The sequence below is a fragment of the Psychrobacter sp. Ps1 genome (assembly GCF_022129425.1).
In the GTDB taxonomy this organism is placed as follows: domain Bacteria; phylum Pseudomonadota; class Gammaproteobacteria; order Pseudomonadales; family Moraxellaceae; genus Psychrobacter.
Window position 1 is genome coordinate 208335 of the sequence record NZ_JADQAN010000001.1, and the last position, 16053, is coordinate 224387.

Here is a 16053-nt window from a genome sequence, read left to right on the forward strand (position 1 = left end):
AATTGATAGTACGACCCATGCTTAATGAGAGCTGCCAAAATAATAAAAACATTTATAAATGATATAAACAAAATGAGTAGGATAGTAGAGTCGAATGAGTGATACCCAAGACCCACTAACTGTATTACAGCGCCGTGTGCAGCAACGCCAAATTCTAGCGATGATGGGTATCAATCAGTGGGTGCAGCCTGAGTCAAAAACCATCAATGTGGCTGACATTGCGACAGCTTCGGTTGAGCAGTCACATATTGATTCCACTGATATTGAGTCTAACAACAATGAGGTAGCGAGCGCTAAGGCTGTAGACACAGTTGATCAACCGACTAGTGGTCATGATGTCAATGATTACAATGCTAGCGACTATGTTACCGATGAGTATGGTACTGATTTGCAAGCTACCACTGAACATGCGGCTAGTGAGCAAAGCCCTGTTACCTATAGTTTTGATTCCGTTGATTCAAATACGGTCAGTTCAGATGCGGTTAGTTCAAGTACTGGGTCTATCTATCATGACATCCCAAGTACTACATCGAACCAAACTGCTGTAACCTCTACGAATGCACCTATTGAGCAACCTCAATTTCCGCAGAATAATTTTCCGCAAAGTAGTTTTCCACAGAGTGCTAGTGATGACAGCATAAATGATGATAGCTTAAAAAAAGTAGCACCATTTGACTTGCAAGGTGGCCGCTATGGTGACTGGGTAATAGTGGTTGATATCAAAGCGCTAAATAGTGACAGTCAGAAACTATGGCAAAACATCATTCAAGCGCTATCAATCACTTGCGAGACAACATCATTCCCGATTTGCGACGGTATGGATACTGCTGAGCTTGCTAATGCCAGTCTTGCAGGATATATCTTTCGAATTGGTCGAAGCGAAGCGATAAAAGTTGCTGCACTGACCGCGCTGCCTGATGGCCTTCAACATCCCAATCTGACCACCGTGCCGACATTAGAAGAAATGCTCGCAGACAGTGATGCTAAACGTCAGCTGTGGGAACAGATATCTCATTGAGTTGTATAAAAACTAACATCGATACCAATGCCTTTATCAACAAACTGAAATAAAAAACATCCTTTTATTTCATCATACCTAGGACTGTGATTATGCCTACAACCCCAACGTCTACAGCAACTGCCACACCGCATCGCCTGCCAAATTTTTGTGCTGGACCTGCTACCATGCCAACAGCCGTATTAGAGCGCGCACAGAGCGAACTGCTTGATTGGCAAGGTCGCGGCCTATCGGTCATGGAAGTGAGCCATCGTAGCAAAGAGTATATGGCCATTACTGACAAAGCGGAAGCTAAGCTACGCACGCTTATGGAGATACCAGATAACTATAAAGTGCTGTTTTTGCAAGGTGGCGCTAGCTTACAGTTTTCTGCGATTCCATTGAACCTGTTAAATGGTGGACGCGGTGACTATTTGACGACAGGAGCGTGGTCAGGTAAAGCAATCAAAGAAGCCAAGCGCTATGAAGCACTGGGTTTGGGCGAGATTAACTTAGTTGCGACTGGCAAAGAGAGTAACTTTACTGACGTACCAGCGCAAAGCGGTTGGAATATCAGTGAAGACGTCGCTTATTTTCATTACTGTGCTAATGAAACGATTCATGGTTTACAGATATTTGAGCCGCCACAAGTAGATGCGCCAATCATTGCTGATATGTCATCTTGTATCTTGTCACAGCCGATAGATGTGTCTAAATTTGGCATGATCTACGCGGGCGCCCAGAAAAACATCGGTCCTGCAGGTCTGGTTATTGTCATTATTCGTGAGGATTTGATGGGGCAAGCAAGTGAATGGTGTCCTATGCTGTTGAACTATGAGCATCAAGCTGACAAAGAGTCTATGTCTAACACGCCAGCGACGTATTCTTGGTACTTAGCAGGGCTGGTGTTTGATTGGTTGGAAGAGCAGGGAGGTGTAGCTGCTATCGGTAAAATCAATCAGCAAAAAGCTGACTTACTTTATAAGACAATCGATGACAGCAGTTTTTATAATAATCCAGTAGATTCTAAGTATCGTTCTATCATGAACGTGCCATTTACTTTAGCAGACAGCAGCCTTGATAAAGTATTCTTAGAAGAGTCAGAAAAAGCTGGCTTGTTAAATCTAAAAGGTCATCGTGACGTAGGCGGTATGCGAGCCAGCATCTACAATGCCGTACCAATTGAGTGGGTACAGCAGCTGGTTGACTTTATGATTGCGTTCGAAAAAAAGCATGCATAAGTCATAATAGCCTTTAAAATAAAAGACGCTGCTTTTACAAGTTGCGTCTTTTTTTATGAGTATATTTGTCGATGCGCAGTTTTAGGAAGAAGCGTTTAATATCTGCCGCCATTATATCTAATATCAATGATGTCGTACTGATGGATGCCGCGTAACACGGCAAACCATTAGGATGAACTACCCTCTACCTTATAGGTAGGGGTTTCTTAGGTAACGCTCATACTTGACACGATATTCTGTATCAGCGGTTAAGCGAATTGACTAAGCTAACCCTGTCGCACCGACAGTTTTTGAGTGTTTAGCCAGTAGCAATCCTTGATTTAAGATGTTAATACTGGCGTTGAGGTCTCGGTCATTTTCTTGCAGGCAACTTGGACAATTCCAAGATCTTAACGACAGCGGTAATTCAGCTTTCGTTAGCAAGTGACTGCATCCTGAGCACGTTTTAGAGGATGGATACCACCGGTCTATTTTAACAAGCGTTTTACCGTACCATTCCGCTTTATATGCCAGCATGGTGGTAAAGACCGACCAAGCGCTGTCCGATATGGCTTTGGCAAGTTTCCTGTTCTTAACCATACCCTTTACATTCAAATCCTCAATAGCAATAACATCGTGGTTTTTGATGATATTGAATGAGAGCTTATGTAGAAAGTCTTTGCGGCTATTGGTTATTTTCTCGTAGACTTTAGCAACTTTAAGTTTTTGCTTTTGGTAGTTACCGCTCTCTGATAGTTTACGTTGATCCGCTTTGGCCACAGCTCTACGTTTGGCTAAAATCTTTTGTTCTCGCGCCAGTTTATCTTGCAACTTTGCCAGAAACTTAGGATTGGCAACTCTGCATCCATTTGATAAGACGATGAAGTGGGTCAGTCCTAAATCAATGCCGATATTAGAGTGAGTCTTTGGTAGTGGCTCAACGACCGTTTCAACCAATAGGCTGACGTAATACTTGTCTGATGGGGTTTTGCTTATGGTGGCACTTTTTATTAAGCCGTTTATTTTACTGGGGAATTTGGCGTTGATGTGGCCTATTTTAGGCAGTTTAACGGTGTTTTTTGTGATGGCTACCGTTCCCTTTTGATTGTTGGTGGTGTAGCTGTCTTTAATGCCTTTTTTCTTGAATTTAGGAAAACCTGAGCCTTGTTTGAAAAACTTGCTATAGGCAGCTCTTAGCTGTTGCTGTACGTTAGCCAATGCCAGGCTATCCACTTCTTTGAGCCATTCAAACTCTTTTTTGTACTGAGCTGGGGTGTTGTTTTAGTAGCTTTGTAATGATCAATCTTATCACCAAGCATTTTATTCCAAATAAAGCGCGTACAACCGAATGATTTAGCAAAGAATACTTGCTGATCGGCATTAGGATATATCCTAACTTTATGGGCGTTTAGAATTTGAGTGGGCATACAGACGGTGCTTATATTTCGTGCTATATTTATTATTAATAATACCACATGTAGAAATAGTTACTACCAACAATGCATTCATCCCACTACTTTAGAAGTAGGGAAATTCTGCGCTAAAGTGTTAAAAAACCTAAGTTTGTTATGATAAAATTTTGCTATAACGCTGTTTTGCTGTCAGGCTTTACGTTTTGATATTTATATTGGTTAGCATAGAGGTTTATTATAACGTCATGATAATAAAAAACGCCCTGTTAAAAGCTGTATTGCTAACCATCACCGTCAGTTTGATACCGAGCAGTATCGCTGCACCTATCACGACGACCGCGCTTGGTCACAATAGTCCTACTAAGTACATCGATGCACCTTACTTACCTTATGCCAATCCAAAAGCGCCATCAGGAGGTACGCTGTCTCTAGATGCTCGCGGTACGTTTAATAGCGCCAATAAATGGATGACCACAGGCGTCGCGATGATTGGCACAGACTATCTGTATGATACTTTGATGACTGGCTCATTAAATGAAGCATTTACCATGTATCCACAGCTGGCAAGTAAAGTGACATATGATCCAGATGATACCAGCTGGATTATCTATCATCTCAATCCTAATGCTCGTTTTTGGGATGGGTCGGGTGTGACCAGTCGCGATGTAAAAGCGACTTTTGAGGCGATATTGAACAAAGGCCCCATGTATATTCGCAGTTATCTAAGTGATATCAAAGACATTCAAATCATTAATGATCAACAAGTAAAGTTTGTCTTTGCCTCTGCTGAAAACAAAGAGATTTTACTGACCGTTGGGCAGTTTCCTATATTTGCCAAATCTTCCATTGATACCGATTTTGAGAAAATAAGTCTGTCGCCATTGATGGGTAGTGGTCCTTATAAACTAGGTCGAGTCGATGCAGGGCGTTCGGTAAGTTATATACGTGATCCCAATTATTGGGGTCGTGATTTGATGGTCAATCGTGGCCGCTACAATTTTGATATGATCAAGTTTGTTTATTATCAAAGTGATGAAATTGCCTTTGAAGGTTTTAAATCCGGTCAATACCGTTTTCGCCCCGAAAATAAAGCATCTAACTGGGTAACTGGGTATAATTTCCCCGCAGTCAAAGCAGGGCTTATCCAAAAAGAGACGATAACCAGTCAAAATCCAGTACCGATGCAAGCGTTGGTGATGAATTTGCGTCGCCCAATCTTTCAAGATATTAAAGTTCGCCAAGCACTGACAGCTGCTTATGATTTTGAATGGATGAATAAAACCCTATTTCATGGGCAGTACGAGCGTTTGCAGAGCTTCTTCCATGGCTCAGAGCTTGCAGCAAAGGGTACGCCATCTGATGCAGAGATGCAGGTATTGACACCGTTATTGTCTGAGCTCGAACCGATTCAGCGCAAAGCAACATTAGCAGAGTGGCAGCTACCCACCAGCGATGGTAATGGTTTTAATCGTCAAGGGTTATTAGAGGCGCGCCAGCTATTGTTAGAGGCTGGGTTTTATTACGAGGATATGAAATTATATCAACCTGATGGATCGCTTGCTCAGATTGAGATTTTGATGACAGGCGAGACCATGGGCCGTGTATTGTTACCTTATATTCGCAATCTAAAACGCTTGGGATTTGATGCTACTTTGCGTCAAGTCGATGGGCCGCAATATTATGAGCGTATGCGCCGTTTTGATTATGACATGGTCGTGGACGTATTTGCTCAAAGCCTATCTCCTGGTGCTGAGCAAGCGGCATTTTGGGGTAGCGCTGCTGCTGACGAGCCTGGCAATCATAATAGTGCTGGTATCAAAAATGCTGCCGTCGATAAGGTCGTTGCTGCCCTTGGTAATGCCAAAAATCGTGACGAGATTGTACTGTATACACAGGTGTTAGATCGGTTGTTGCGCGCAGGTCATTATGTCGTACCGCTATACGGCAAGTCTGGCACCAATGTCGCCTACTGGGATCAGTATCGTCATACCGAAAAACTACCGACCAATGCTGTTGGTATCGATTACTGGTGGGTGGATAAAGAGGCAGAAGGGCGCATTAATAAATATTTAAAGCAGTAGACAGTATTTATATGAGGTTTGACCTTGTGATAACGGACAGCTGAGCATATATGCTGTTTTATTAAATATATGCTGTTGCTATCAAATAACAGTTAGATTAGGGCGTGTCCTCATTCTAAAAATGGTGATAAAAATGAGATAAACTGCCGTCAAACGAGGAAAATAATGCAGATAATATCGAGATATTGACCAACTATTTGACGATGTTTGGCAAAATTTAGCTGTTTTTAGCCCATTTAGAGGACACTCGTTTGAATTGAGGAAACGCCCTAGATAATTCAAAATAACGAGCAACAAAAATAACTACCGGTAAGGATTTAACATGAGTATCCGTATTCACCCAATCAAGGCATTTAGCGATAACTATATTTGGACATTGATTAATGAAAATAATAAGCAAGCGATTGTCATTGATCCAGGTCAAGCCCAGCCGGTCATTGATTATCTAGAGACGCATGAACTGGAGCTAACCTCGATTTGGACGACCCACCATCATCACGATCATATCGGCGGCGTCGCAGAGTTACAGGAATCGTATCCGATGACTCATCTGGTTGCGCATAGTGAGCATGGTGTCGATGAGGATCAAACTATCAAAGACGGTAGCACGGTAAGCGCATGGGGCTGCTCTGCGCAAGTCTGGGATGTGTCAGGGCATACCGCTAGCCATATGGCCTATATCTTAGATATAGATGGGCAAAAGCATTGTTTCTGCGGTGATACGTTGTTTAGTGCAGGTTGTGGACGTGTGTTTACTGGTACGATTGAGCAACTGCATGAGAGCTTTAAACGTTTGAACGGCTTGCCTCATGAGGCGCTACTGTATCCGGCGCATGAATATACGGCCAGTAACCTACGTTTTGGTCTATCTATTGAACCTGACAATGAATCGATGCAGCAAGCCTTAGCACGAGCAGAGGTACAAACTGAACAAGGCATGGCAACGCTACCAGTGACACTAGAGCATGAGCGCACGGTAAATGTGTTTTTACGTACACAAGAGCCGAGTGTAATCGCAGGAGTTAAATCCAAAATGCCTATCGATGATGAGAAGTCGTTAACGGTATTTGCAGCGTTACGTGAGCTGAAAAACAACTTTTAAAGTAAGTTTTTAACAAATAGTTTGCTTTTAAGCACCTATTTAATACACCACAATTCGCTGCTGAACGTCATTGCTATCTCTCTTTATTTAGGAAGTCGCCATTATGGGTCGTTATATCTTAAAAAGACTACTACTGATATTGCCGACACTATTTTTGATATTGCTTGCCAATTTTGTGATCGTACAGGCGGCACCGGGCGGGCCTGTTGAGCAGCAGCTGGCACTTATTGAGCAGGGCGCAAAAGATAATGCGCTTGGCGGTAATATTGGTGCGGGCAGTGCAGGTGGCAACGACAGTACTTATCAAGGCACGCGTGGTCTCTCTGAGGAGATGGTCGCTGCGATCAATGCCCAATATGGCTTTGATAAATCCGCTCCAGAGCGATTTTGGCTCATGCTAAAGAACTACGCTCAGCTAGATTTTGGTGAGTCGTTTTTTAAAGGGCAGTCGGTGACCGATCTTATCATAGAGAAGCTGCCAGTCTCGATATCGCTTGGGCTGTGGAGTACGTTGCTCATCTATATGATCGCTATTCCGCTAGGCGTCTATAAAGCGATGCATCATGGCTCAGGCATTGATAAAGCCACTGCTATGCTGCTAGCGATCGGACATGCAATACCTGTGTTTGTCTTCGCAGTGATTTTACTGGTTTTCTTTGCAGGTGGCAGCTATTGGAATATCTTTCCATTACAGGGACTGACGTCCGAAAATTTTGATCAGCTAAGCGCGCTTGGTAAAGTAAAAGATTATTTTTGGCATTTGGCGTTACCGCTGCTGGCAAGTACTGTAGGCGGTTTTGCAGGTTTGACCTATCTGACCAAATTCAGCTTTTTAGAGGAGCTGGGCAAACAGTATGTACTCACTGCTCGTGCTAAAGGCTTAGGTGAGCGTCAAGTACTATACGGACATGTTTTTCGCAATGCGATGTTGATTATTATCGCAGGTATTCCGGCCGCTATCGTTGGTATCTTCTTTGCTGGTAACTTTTTGATTGAAATTATCTTTAAACTTGATGGCCTCGGTTTACTAGGTTTTGAAGCCATTCAACAACGCGATTATCCAGTGATATTTGGCACACTATTTATCTTTACCTTAGTGGGGCTGCTACTGCAGTTAATCAGTGATTTGAGCTATCACTTAATCGATCCTCGTATTGACTTTGAGGGGCGCTAATGTCAAATAATCAACCTTCACCAAATCGCAGTACTATTAATAGCGAACCAGATAAAGCGCCAATGCCTGAGCAGCTATCTACCACAAAAAAGCAACGCTTGAACCCTATCTGGCAAGCACGACTCAATCGCTTTCGTCAAAATAGACTTGGGGTGATATCGCTGTTTGTTTTCGCAGTGATATTTGTTATTTGTATGGCAGCTAACGTCATTGCCAATGACAAACCTTTACTGGTTCAATATCAAGGCGATTATTACTTTCCGGTATTAAAGGCCTATCCTGAAACGACGTTTGGCGGTGTATTTGAGACCGAAACCAATTATAAAGACCCTGCAGTGCAGTCGCTGATTGATGAGCAAGGGTTTTATATAATGCCGCCTATTCCGTTTGCCGACCAGACGCCCAACGTCGAGCTTGGTCTGCCTTATCCAGCAGCACCCAATGCTCAGAACTGGCTTGGTACTGATGATATGGGACGTGATGTGCTGGCACGGATACTTTATGGTATGCGAGTGTCGTTACTGTTTGGTCTGGCCTTGACGCTTGCGGGTGCACTGATTGGGATTATCGTCGGTGCGGTACAAGGTTATTATGGCGGCTGGGTAGATCTGGCAGGGCAGCGATTTATGGAAGTATGGGGCGGTATGCCTCAGCTGTTTATGATTATTATTTTGGTCAGTCTGTTTAGTCCCAGCATTATTATGCTGTTCGCCATGATGCTACTGTTCGGTTGGATGGGTTTGGTCGGTTTGGTACGGGCAGAGTTCTTACGAGCCCGCAACTTTGACTATGTGCGAGCTGCACGCAATTTAGGTGTTTCGGACAGCCAAATCATGCTTAGACATATCTTACCCAATGCGTTAGCTTCTAGTTTGTCGCAGTTGCCATTTATTCTAACGGCCAATATTATCGCTTTGACTGCGCTGGATTTCTTGGGATATGGATTGCCACCTGGCTCGCCGTCTCTTGGTGAGCTAATGGTACAAGGGAAGAACAACCTTGATGCACCTTGGCTTGCCTTGTCAGGATTCTTTAGTTTGACCTTTATTTTGTCATTGCTCATCTTCGTCGGCGAAGCGCTGCGTGATGCATTTGATCCGAGGCGTTCTTAATATGACTAAAAATATTGTCGCCACTAAGCACAGCAATGCGCCAAATGAAAGTCTTCATCGTGCACAAGATAAGCTTATGCTGACAGTAGATAGTTTAACTATCACGACGACTACAGGTGTCCAGTTAGTCGATGCGCTGTCTTATAAGCTACGACAAGGGCAAACTCTAGCTATTGTAGGTGAGTCAGGCTCGGGCAAATCGATCGCCAGTCTTGCGCTACTAGGTCTGTTACCAGATAGTTTAACGATTACTGGTGAAGTTCAGTTGGCAAGTACGGCAGGTATGTCTATATTACCTATAGCGAATGATAAGGCGCGTAATGTTGCACTACGGTCTATTCGTGGGCAGCGGATTGGTATGGTATTTCAGGAGCCGATGACCGCATTAAATCCGTTACATACGGTTGCTAAACAAATTGCTGAATCGTTGCGTCTAAGCGGCGCACCTAAGAAGCAATGGCGAGACACTAGCATTGCTTTGCTAAATGATGTCAATATTGCAGATCCTGCTGACAAGTTGAACCGTTACCCACATGAGTTATCAGGTGGTCAGCGTCAGCGAGTGATGATAGCCATGGCATTGGCTCAGCAGCCTGATATTTTAATTGCTGATGAGCCAACGACTGCGCTCGATGTTACCTTGCAGCATGAGATTTTGACGCTACTAGATGAGCTCAAACGCAAGCACAATATGGCGATGATATTAATCAGTCATGATCTCAATCTGGTCAGGCGCTATAGTGATGAGGTTATCGTTATGCGCCAAGGTCAAACGATTGAACAGGGTAAAACATCTTCGGTATTTAGTCAGCCCAAAGCCGATTATACTCGCACACTTATTCAGCAAGACTTTGGGCAGGCATTAATCATAGAAGACGATAACGCAGATAAACAATCAAGCGTACTAGAAGTGAAGCGTCTTAATGTACAATTCCCAATTGAAAAAGGTCTGCTTGGAGGTACCAAGCGCTGGTTCGATGCGGTCAAAGGTGTCGATATGACACTGCAAAAAGGTCAGGCATTGGGTATCGTTGGAGAATCTGGCTCTGGAAAAACCACCATTGCGCTAGCGCTCAGCCAACTACTGAGCAACCAAGCACGTGTGAATGGGCAGATAGTGGTCAATGATCAAGATATCTCAGCATTGTCCAAAAAGGCGCTACGTAATTTCCGCTCGCAGATACAGATGGTATTTCAAGATCCATTTGCCAGTATTAATCCGCGTATGACGGTCATGCAAATCGTGGAAGAAGGATTGCTGGTACAAGACGTGGAAAAAGTTGCCCGTCAGCAAGCGGTGCTAGATAGTCTGGCTACGGTACATCTGCCTTTAGCATTTGCGCAGCGCTATCCTCATGAGCTGTCAGGTGGCCAGCGTCAACGCGTGGCACTGGCGCGTGCACTCATTATGAAACCAAGCTTACTTATATTAGATGAGCCGACCTCTGCGCTCGACAGTACCACACAGGTCACAGTAGTTAGTTTATTACGTGAAATTCAAGAAAGACTGCAAATCAGCTATGTTTTTATCAGTCATGATCTCAAGGTAGTACGTGCACTGTGTCAGCATATTATGGTGTTAAAACAAGGCACTTGCGTAGAATCTGGACGTACCGAAGATCTTTTCAATCATCCACAACATACTTACACTCAGCAATTATTAAGGGCAAGTACTGACTAGTTTAAACGACTTACTGTAGCCACTTAGATTGATCAATCAAACTAAGCGACTAAAATAAGCGGCTTGGTATAAAATTGACACATCGCAGTTCATAATAATAGCGACATATTGAAAAAAGCAGTGGTACAATAATTTTAGAGAGCTGCCCATTTTATAATGCTGTGATGCGTATCTTTATACATTCTGGCGCTCTTAAATTAGTAATATTTAACTAGCTGGCAAAAACGGTCTTTAACGGTCTTTATTGCAGTTAAAACCATCATTAAAAAGGATTTTTGTGCTCATGAAAACACAAAACAGTATTACTAAATTGGTAAAGAACAACAGCTTGCAGCATGCTGGTTATTTGGCTGTCGCTAAAACTCGGGCGAAGGTATTAAAAGCAGTGTCCTATGTGATACCTATTAGAAGACCGATGTTATTCGTTGGTGAGACTGCCTGTGATGAGCTGTGCGATATGCTGATCAATGAAGGCAATACCAATGTGTTTATTGTCACGGATACAGTGCTCAACGAACTGGGCATACCTGCGAAAGTCACTGATTATCTAGATGCGAAAAATATCAGTTATCACATCTATGACGGTATTACGCCAGATCCTACTTTTAAAGTAGTTGAAGAAGGGCTCAGTCAGTCTATAGAAGCCAATTGTGACTCTATCGTAGCTATTGGCGGCGGTTCAGTGATCGATGCGGCCAAAATGATAGCCATGTCTCAAGGCAACAAGTGCAAGCCCAAACAGCTAATCGGTATTCTTAAAGCAAGAAAGCCTGCGACGCCTTTATACTGCGTACCAACGACGGCTGGCACGGGTTCAGAGGCGACACTTGGCGCAGTAGTATCGGATGATAAAACGCATCAAAAAGCATTGTCTATCGATCCAAGAATGGTACCGCTAGCCGCAGCGATTGACCCAGTTATTATGAAAGGCATGCCAGCCCATATAACAGCAGATACTGGCATTGATGTATTGACCCATGCACTAGAAGCATGGATGAGTGCCAATGCCAGCGTAGAGACGGATTATTATGCAGCCTCTGCCGTAAAATCTGTTATGCATTATCTACCACTAGCTTATAAAGATGGTGGCAATTTAAAAGCAAGAGAAGAGATGGGTATCGCTGCTCATTATGGCGGGATTGCCTTTAACAAAGCAGGTCTGGGTTATGTGCATGCTATCGCGCATCAGTTAGGCGCTTACTATAGTATTCCTCATGGTCGTGCTAACGCCATCGTGTTGCCTTATGTACTTGATGTCAATCGCAAAGCGAGCAAAAAAAGACTGGCTGCATTGGCGAAAAGAACTGGTATGGTACAGGATGGTCAAGCAGCTAATGGCGATAGTGAGATAGCAGATCACCTTATCACGCAAGTTAGAGACTTGATTGCAGATCTAAATATTGATCCAACTGTCAATGGTATGCAAACCAGCGACTTTAATGATATCGCAAAGGCAGCTGCAAAAGAAGTCAGTGATACTTATGCTGTGCCAACCTATCTATCAGCATCTGAAATCAAAGAAATTCTAACGAAAATTAAGCAGGCAAGTGATGAACGTGCTGATAAAGGTAGCCAAAAATCTTCATAATCCTATGCTTACATTGATAACCTTACGATAAATAAAAGCCCATTATTCTTTGGAGAATGGGCTTTTTTAATGCATTGAGGTAATAAAGTTTCCGTCTTATTTCTATAGTTAACTCATACTAAAATATATGATCGTTATCAAATAATCGTTTAATTTATCTTGTGATTAGGGCGTGTCCTCATTTTAAAAATGGTGATAAAAATAAGATAAATTGCAGTCAAACGGTGTCAAATAGCTGACTAATATCGAGATATTAGTCAGCTATTTGACACCATTTGGCAAGATTTAGCCATTTTTAACCCATTTAGATGACTATCGATTGAATTGAGGACACGCCCTAAACCCAGTTGATAAAAAATATCTTAATAAACTGTAAATATATAACAGTATAGGAATGTTTTAGTGATACAAAAGCGTTAGGATATGTAAAGGACATTACGCTTAGGAGATTTTCATGAACCGCATATTACCATCTAGAATTATAGGGTTAGTTATCATAGCGAGTAGTGCGATTTACGCAGGTTGCGCATCAACTGAGAACAGCTCTACTGTAAAGAACACAACTGCCGCTAACCCATATGCACCGACTACACCAGGATTGGCAGTAGCCACTGTAGCGGGTGGGTGTTTTTGGTGTGTTGAAGCAGGTTATGAAAAAATCCCTGGCGTGGTAGAAGTCGTGTCTGGCTATACAGGTGGCACCGCTGAAAACCCAACCTACAAGCAGGTGTCAGCAGGTGGTACTGGGCATACAGAAGCGGCACAGGTGTATTATGATCCTAAGAAGATTACTTACAATGGCATAGTACAGGCGCTATGGAGAATCGCTGATCCTACTGATGATAAAGGGCAGTATGTTGACCGCGGCACACAGTACCGTCCAGCGATTTTTTATAACAATGCGCAAGAAAAGCAAATCGCAGAAGCGGCCAAGCAATCACTGCAAGCATCTGGCGTGTATGACAAGCCAGTAGTGATCGAGATTGTACCTGCTAGTACTTTTTATCCTGCTGAAGAGTATCATCAAGATTATTATAAAAAGAACCCAATACGCTACAAAGCTTATACCTTCAATTCTGGTCGCTATCAATTTATCGAGAGTGTCTATGGTAAAAACTATGAGCTTGATTTTAGTAAGTTTACGCCCGAAGCAGATAGCACACAGCAAGTGACGCCAAATAACACATCAGATAGCAAAGTAAGCAAAGGTTTTAACCCAGATACATTTGTAAAACCTTCACAAGATGCGCTAAAGAAGTCCCTTAGTGATATTCAGTACAAAGTCACTCAAAAAGAAGGTACCGAGCGCGCCTTTGATAATGAGTACTGGGATAATAAAGAGCCTGGATTGTACGTGGACGTCGTATCTGGTGAGCCACTGTATTCTTCGCGTGATAAATATAAGTCTGGTACAGGTTGGCCGAGCTTTACTCGCCCATTGGATACGAGCTTAGTGGTTGAAAAGCCAGATAGAGGAATATTTGGAACCCGTACTGAAATTCGTAGCCGTTACGCGGACTCACACGTGGGCCATGTATTTGATGACGGTCCAGCACCGACAGGTAAGCGCTATTGCATGAACTCAGCAGCGCTCCGCTTTATTCCGCTTGCAGATATGGAAGCTGCTGGTTATGGCGATTGGGTAGATGATGTAAAACCAGTTGGTTAGTGCTATTTTCTATCGCTCAGCCAAACAAAAAGGACGCATCATATGCGTCCTTTTTATTTGGTTGTTATTCACAACAGCCTAATCAATTAACAGCGACTTAAAACGCCGGTTGGCGCTTAGGGACGGCACCCAAAAACTCATTACGAGCTTGATTGTTGTGTTGATACTCACCAAGCATCGCGGTACTACGCGTGGTTGAATGCTGTTTGCTGACACCGCGCATCATCATACACATGTGCGAGGCATCCATGACTACCGCCACGCCGCGACAGCCAGTAACATCCATGATGGTTTGTGCAATCTGTTCACTCAGGTTTTCTTGTATTTGTAGACGACGGGCAAACATATCGACAATGCGGGCAAACTTCGATAGCCCCAGTACTTGACCATCAGGCAGGTAGCCAATATGAGCCACACCATGGAACGGTAGCATATGATGCTCGCACAGTGAATAAAACTCAATGTTCTGTACCAGTACTAGCTCACGATTGGTCGATGGAAAAACCGCATCATTGACCACCTCTTCAATGCTTTGATGATAGCCTTTGGTTAAGTGAGCAAAAGCCTTTGCCGCACGTACAGGCGTGTCTAATAAACCAGGACGATCTAAGTCTTCGCCAGTTGAACCAATCAGTTGGCGATAGGATTCGGTACTTTCTTTATAATCTGGGGTTATTATTGGGGTGTTACTCATAAGTTTGGCAGCCATCCAAAATGTGGGTGTAGCTTAACGTTGAATCCTATCATGTCAGGATTCTTATAAAATTGTGCAAGCTGGGAAGGGCTGTGATTATACTCGAAATCTGCTGAACTTCATACTGCTGTAGCAAGCAGTTGAGTGTTTAATCTGTTCAGAGTCGTCAGACAAATCAATAGGGTCATAACTATAACGGTGTATACCGTTTAGAACGTTTATATAAAGACCGTTATGGATGGCAGATATCTGATTGGTTTACTAAATGAGAGGTTAATACAACGTTAATGAGAGTCGACAAGTACAGTTTACGACTGTTTACTTAAACTAATTCGTGTATAATAAGTCATCTTTTGATTTGCATCATTTCATGACGCGTCACTTTCTGATTACTCTAAATAAACCTATACTCTAAATCATCTCGATTGATTCAAAAGGAAATCTTATGCTATTGCAAGGACAACGATTTGTCGTAACTGGCATCGCAAGTAAACTCTCTATCGCTTGGGCTATTGCAGAAGCGCTACACCGCGAAGGCGCCTCACTGATCCTGACTTATCCGAATGATAAAATCAAAAAGCGTGTCGATATGGCCGCTGAAAAATTTGAAGCGGATTTGGTGCTAGAGTGTGATGTCGCCTCTGATGAGTCGATTGCTGCTTGTTTTGAGCAAGTAACCGCGCATTGGGGTGATGGTATTGATGGTGTGGTACACGCCATTGGTTTTGCCCCAATGGATCAGCTCGATGGTGACTTTGTCAATGCTACCACGCGTGAAGGCAGCCACATAGCACATGATATTTCTAGCTACAGCTTTGTGGCATTGGCAAAAGCAGCTCGTGAGTTGCTTGCAATGCGTCATGGTTCTATGCTGACATTAACTTATGAAGGCAGTATCTCAGTATTGCCAAACTACAATGTCATGGGTATGGCAAAAGCCAGTCTTGAAGCCAGCGTGCGCTACTTAGCGACTTCTATGGGCGGCGAAGGTATCCGTGTCAATGCGATCTCAGCAGGTCCAATTCGCACGCTAGCGGCTAGTGGCATTAAGTCTTTCCGTAAAATGCTTGATATCAGCGAAAAAATTGCGCCACTACAACGCAACATCACACAGACAGAAGTAGGCAATGCCGCATTGTTCCTATTGTCGCCTTGGGCATCTGGTATCACAGGTGAAATTATGTTCGTTGATGCAGGTTTCAATACAGTAGCTATCAGCGAGCAGTTGATGATGCTTGATGAGCCAGCACAGTAATTGTTATAGATGATTCGTTTGATAATAGAAAAGACAGCCAATTGGCTGTCTTTTCTAGTTATACTATG

At 43.2% G+C, this 16053-nt stretch carries 13 protein-coding genes; 10 read left to right on the plus strand and 3 right to left on the minus strand.

Translation table 11 applies throughout. The annotated features are described in order from the left end of the window. Positions 1–94: 94 nt before the first annotated feature. Entirely contained in the window at positions 95–1018 is a 924-nt protein-coding gene (locus I3249_RS00870; protein ID WP_238068069.1) for a DNA polymerase III subunit psi, read from the plus strand. Between the two features lie 92 nt (positions 1019–1110). Beyond that, a complete protein-coding gene (gene serC / locus I3249_RS00875) occupies positions 1111–2238 on the plus strand; it encodes a 3-phosphoserine/phosphohydroxythreonine transaminase (RefSeq protein ID WP_238068070.1) in 1128 nt (375 codons plus the stop codon). Between the two features lie 261 nt (positions 2239–2499). Here serC and I3249_RS00880 read toward each other — a convergent pair whose 3' ends face one another. Further along, entirely contained in the window at positions 2500–3435 is a 936-nt protein-coding gene (locus I3249_RS00880) for a transposase (protein ID WP_238068071.1), read from the minus strand. Further along, positions 3411–3644: a helix-turn-helix domain-containing protein gene (locus I3249_RS00885; protein WP_238068072.1), complete on the minus strand. Its 234-nt coding sequence runs from the start codon at positions 3642–3644 to the stop codon at positions 3411–3413. The genes I3249_RS00880 and I3249_RS00885 overlap by 25 nt, the downstream gene beginning before the upstream one ends. A 233-nt stretch (positions 3645–3877) precedes the next feature. Between I3249_RS00885 and I3249_RS00890 the strand changes: the two genes are divergently transcribed. From I3249_RS00890 to msrB, 7 genes are all read left to right on the plus strand, one after another. Beyond that, positions 3878–5710, plus strand: coding sequence for an extracellular solute-binding protein (locus I3249_RS00890; RefSeq protein WP_238068088.1), 1833 nt, complete (start codon positions 3878–3880; stop codon positions 5708–5710). Positions 5711–6032: 322 nt separating this feature from the next. Beyond that, entirely contained in the window at positions 6033–6812 is a 780-nt protein-coding gene (gene gloB, locus I3249_RS00895) for a hydroxyacylglutathione hydrolase (RefSeq protein ID WP_057760343.1), read from the plus strand. A 103-nt stretch (positions 6813–6915) separates the two neighbouring features. After that, a complete protein-coding gene (yejB, locus tag I3249_RS00900; protein ID WP_057760341.1) occupies positions 6916–7986 on the plus strand; it encodes a microcin C ABC transporter permease YejB in 1071 nt (356 codons plus the stop codon). A 98-nt stretch (positions 7987–8084) separates the two neighbouring features. Continuing rightward, positions 8085–9098, plus strand: coding sequence for an ABC transporter permease (locus I3249_RS00905; protein WP_197707688.1), 1014 nt, complete (start codon positions 8085–8087; stop codon positions 9096–9098). Positions 9099–9174: 76 nt separating this feature from the next. Beyond that, positions 9175–10779, plus strand: a complete 1605-nt coding sequence (locus tag I3249_RS00910; protein ID WP_238068089.1) for a dipeptide ABC transporter ATP-binding protein — start codon at positions 9175–9177, stop codon at positions 10777–10779. Between the two features lie 283 nt (positions 10780–11062). After that, positions 11063–12367, plus strand: a complete 1305-nt coding sequence (locus tag I3249_RS00915) for an iron-containing alcohol dehydrogenase (RefSeq protein WP_238068073.1) — start codon at positions 11063–11065, stop codon at positions 12365–12367. Between the two features lie 454 nt (positions 12368–12821). Beyond that, positions 12822–14036 carry a peptide-methionine (R)-S-oxide reductase MsrB gene (msrB, locus tag I3249_RS00920; protein ID WP_238068074.1) on the plus strand — a complete coding sequence of 405 codons (1215 nt, stop codon included), beginning with the start codon at positions 12822–12824 and terminating at the stop codon, positions 14034–14036. A 97-nt stretch (positions 14037–14133) separates the two neighbouring features. Here the strand turns inward: msrB and folE are convergent, their stop codons facing one another. Continuing rightward, positions 14134–14730, minus strand: a complete 597-nt coding sequence (folE, locus tag I3249_RS00925; protein ID WP_180958127.1) for a GTP cyclohydrolase I FolE — start codon at positions 14728–14730, stop codon at positions 14134–14136. Between the two features lie 445 nt (positions 14731–15175). Between folE and I3249_RS00930 the strand changes: the two genes are divergently transcribed. Next, positions 15176–15985: an enoyl-ACP reductase gene (locus I3249_RS00930; RefSeq protein WP_101205004.1), complete on the plus strand. Its 810-nt coding sequence runs from the start codon at positions 15176–15178 to the stop codon at positions 15983–15985. Positions 15986–16053 lie beyond the last annotated feature (68 nt).

Coding starts and splice junctions, on each gene's coding strand:
- I3249_RS00915 (WP_238068073.1), top strand. CDS start 11,063: ATGAAAACACAAAACAGTATTACTAAATTGGTAAAGAACAACAGCTTG.
- yejB (WP_057760341.1), top strand. CDS start 6,916: ATGGGTCGTTATATCTTAAAAAGACTACTACTGATATTGCCGACACTA.
- I3249_RS00930 (WP_101205004.1), top strand. CDS start 15,176: ATGCTATTGCAAGGACAACGATTTGTCGTAACTGGCATCGCAAGTAAA.
- I3249_RS00870 (WP_238068069.1), top strand. CDS start 95: ATGAGTGATACCCAAGACCCACTAACTGTATTACAGCGCCGTGTGCAG.
- gloB (WP_057760343.1), top strand. CDS start 6,033: ATGAGTATCCGTATTCACCCAATCAAGGCATTTAGCGATAACTATATT.
- folE (WP_180958127.1), bottom strand. CDS start 14,730: ATGAGTAACACCCCAATAATAACCCCAGATTATAAAGAAAGTACCGAA.
- I3249_RS00910 (WP_238068089.1), top strand. CDS start 9,175: ATGCTGACAGTAGATAGTTTAACTATCACGACGACTACAGGTGTCCAG.
- msrB (WP_238068074.1), top strand. CDS start 12,822: ATGAACCGCATATTACCATCTAGAATTATAGGGTTAGTTATCATAGCG.
- serC (WP_238068070.1), top strand. CDS start 1,111: ATGCCTACAACCCCAACGTCTACAGCAACTGCCACACCGCATCGCCTG.
- I3249_RS00885 (WP_238068072.1), bottom strand. CDS start 3,644: ATGCCCACTCAAATTCTAAACGCCCATAAAGTTAGGATATATCCTAAT.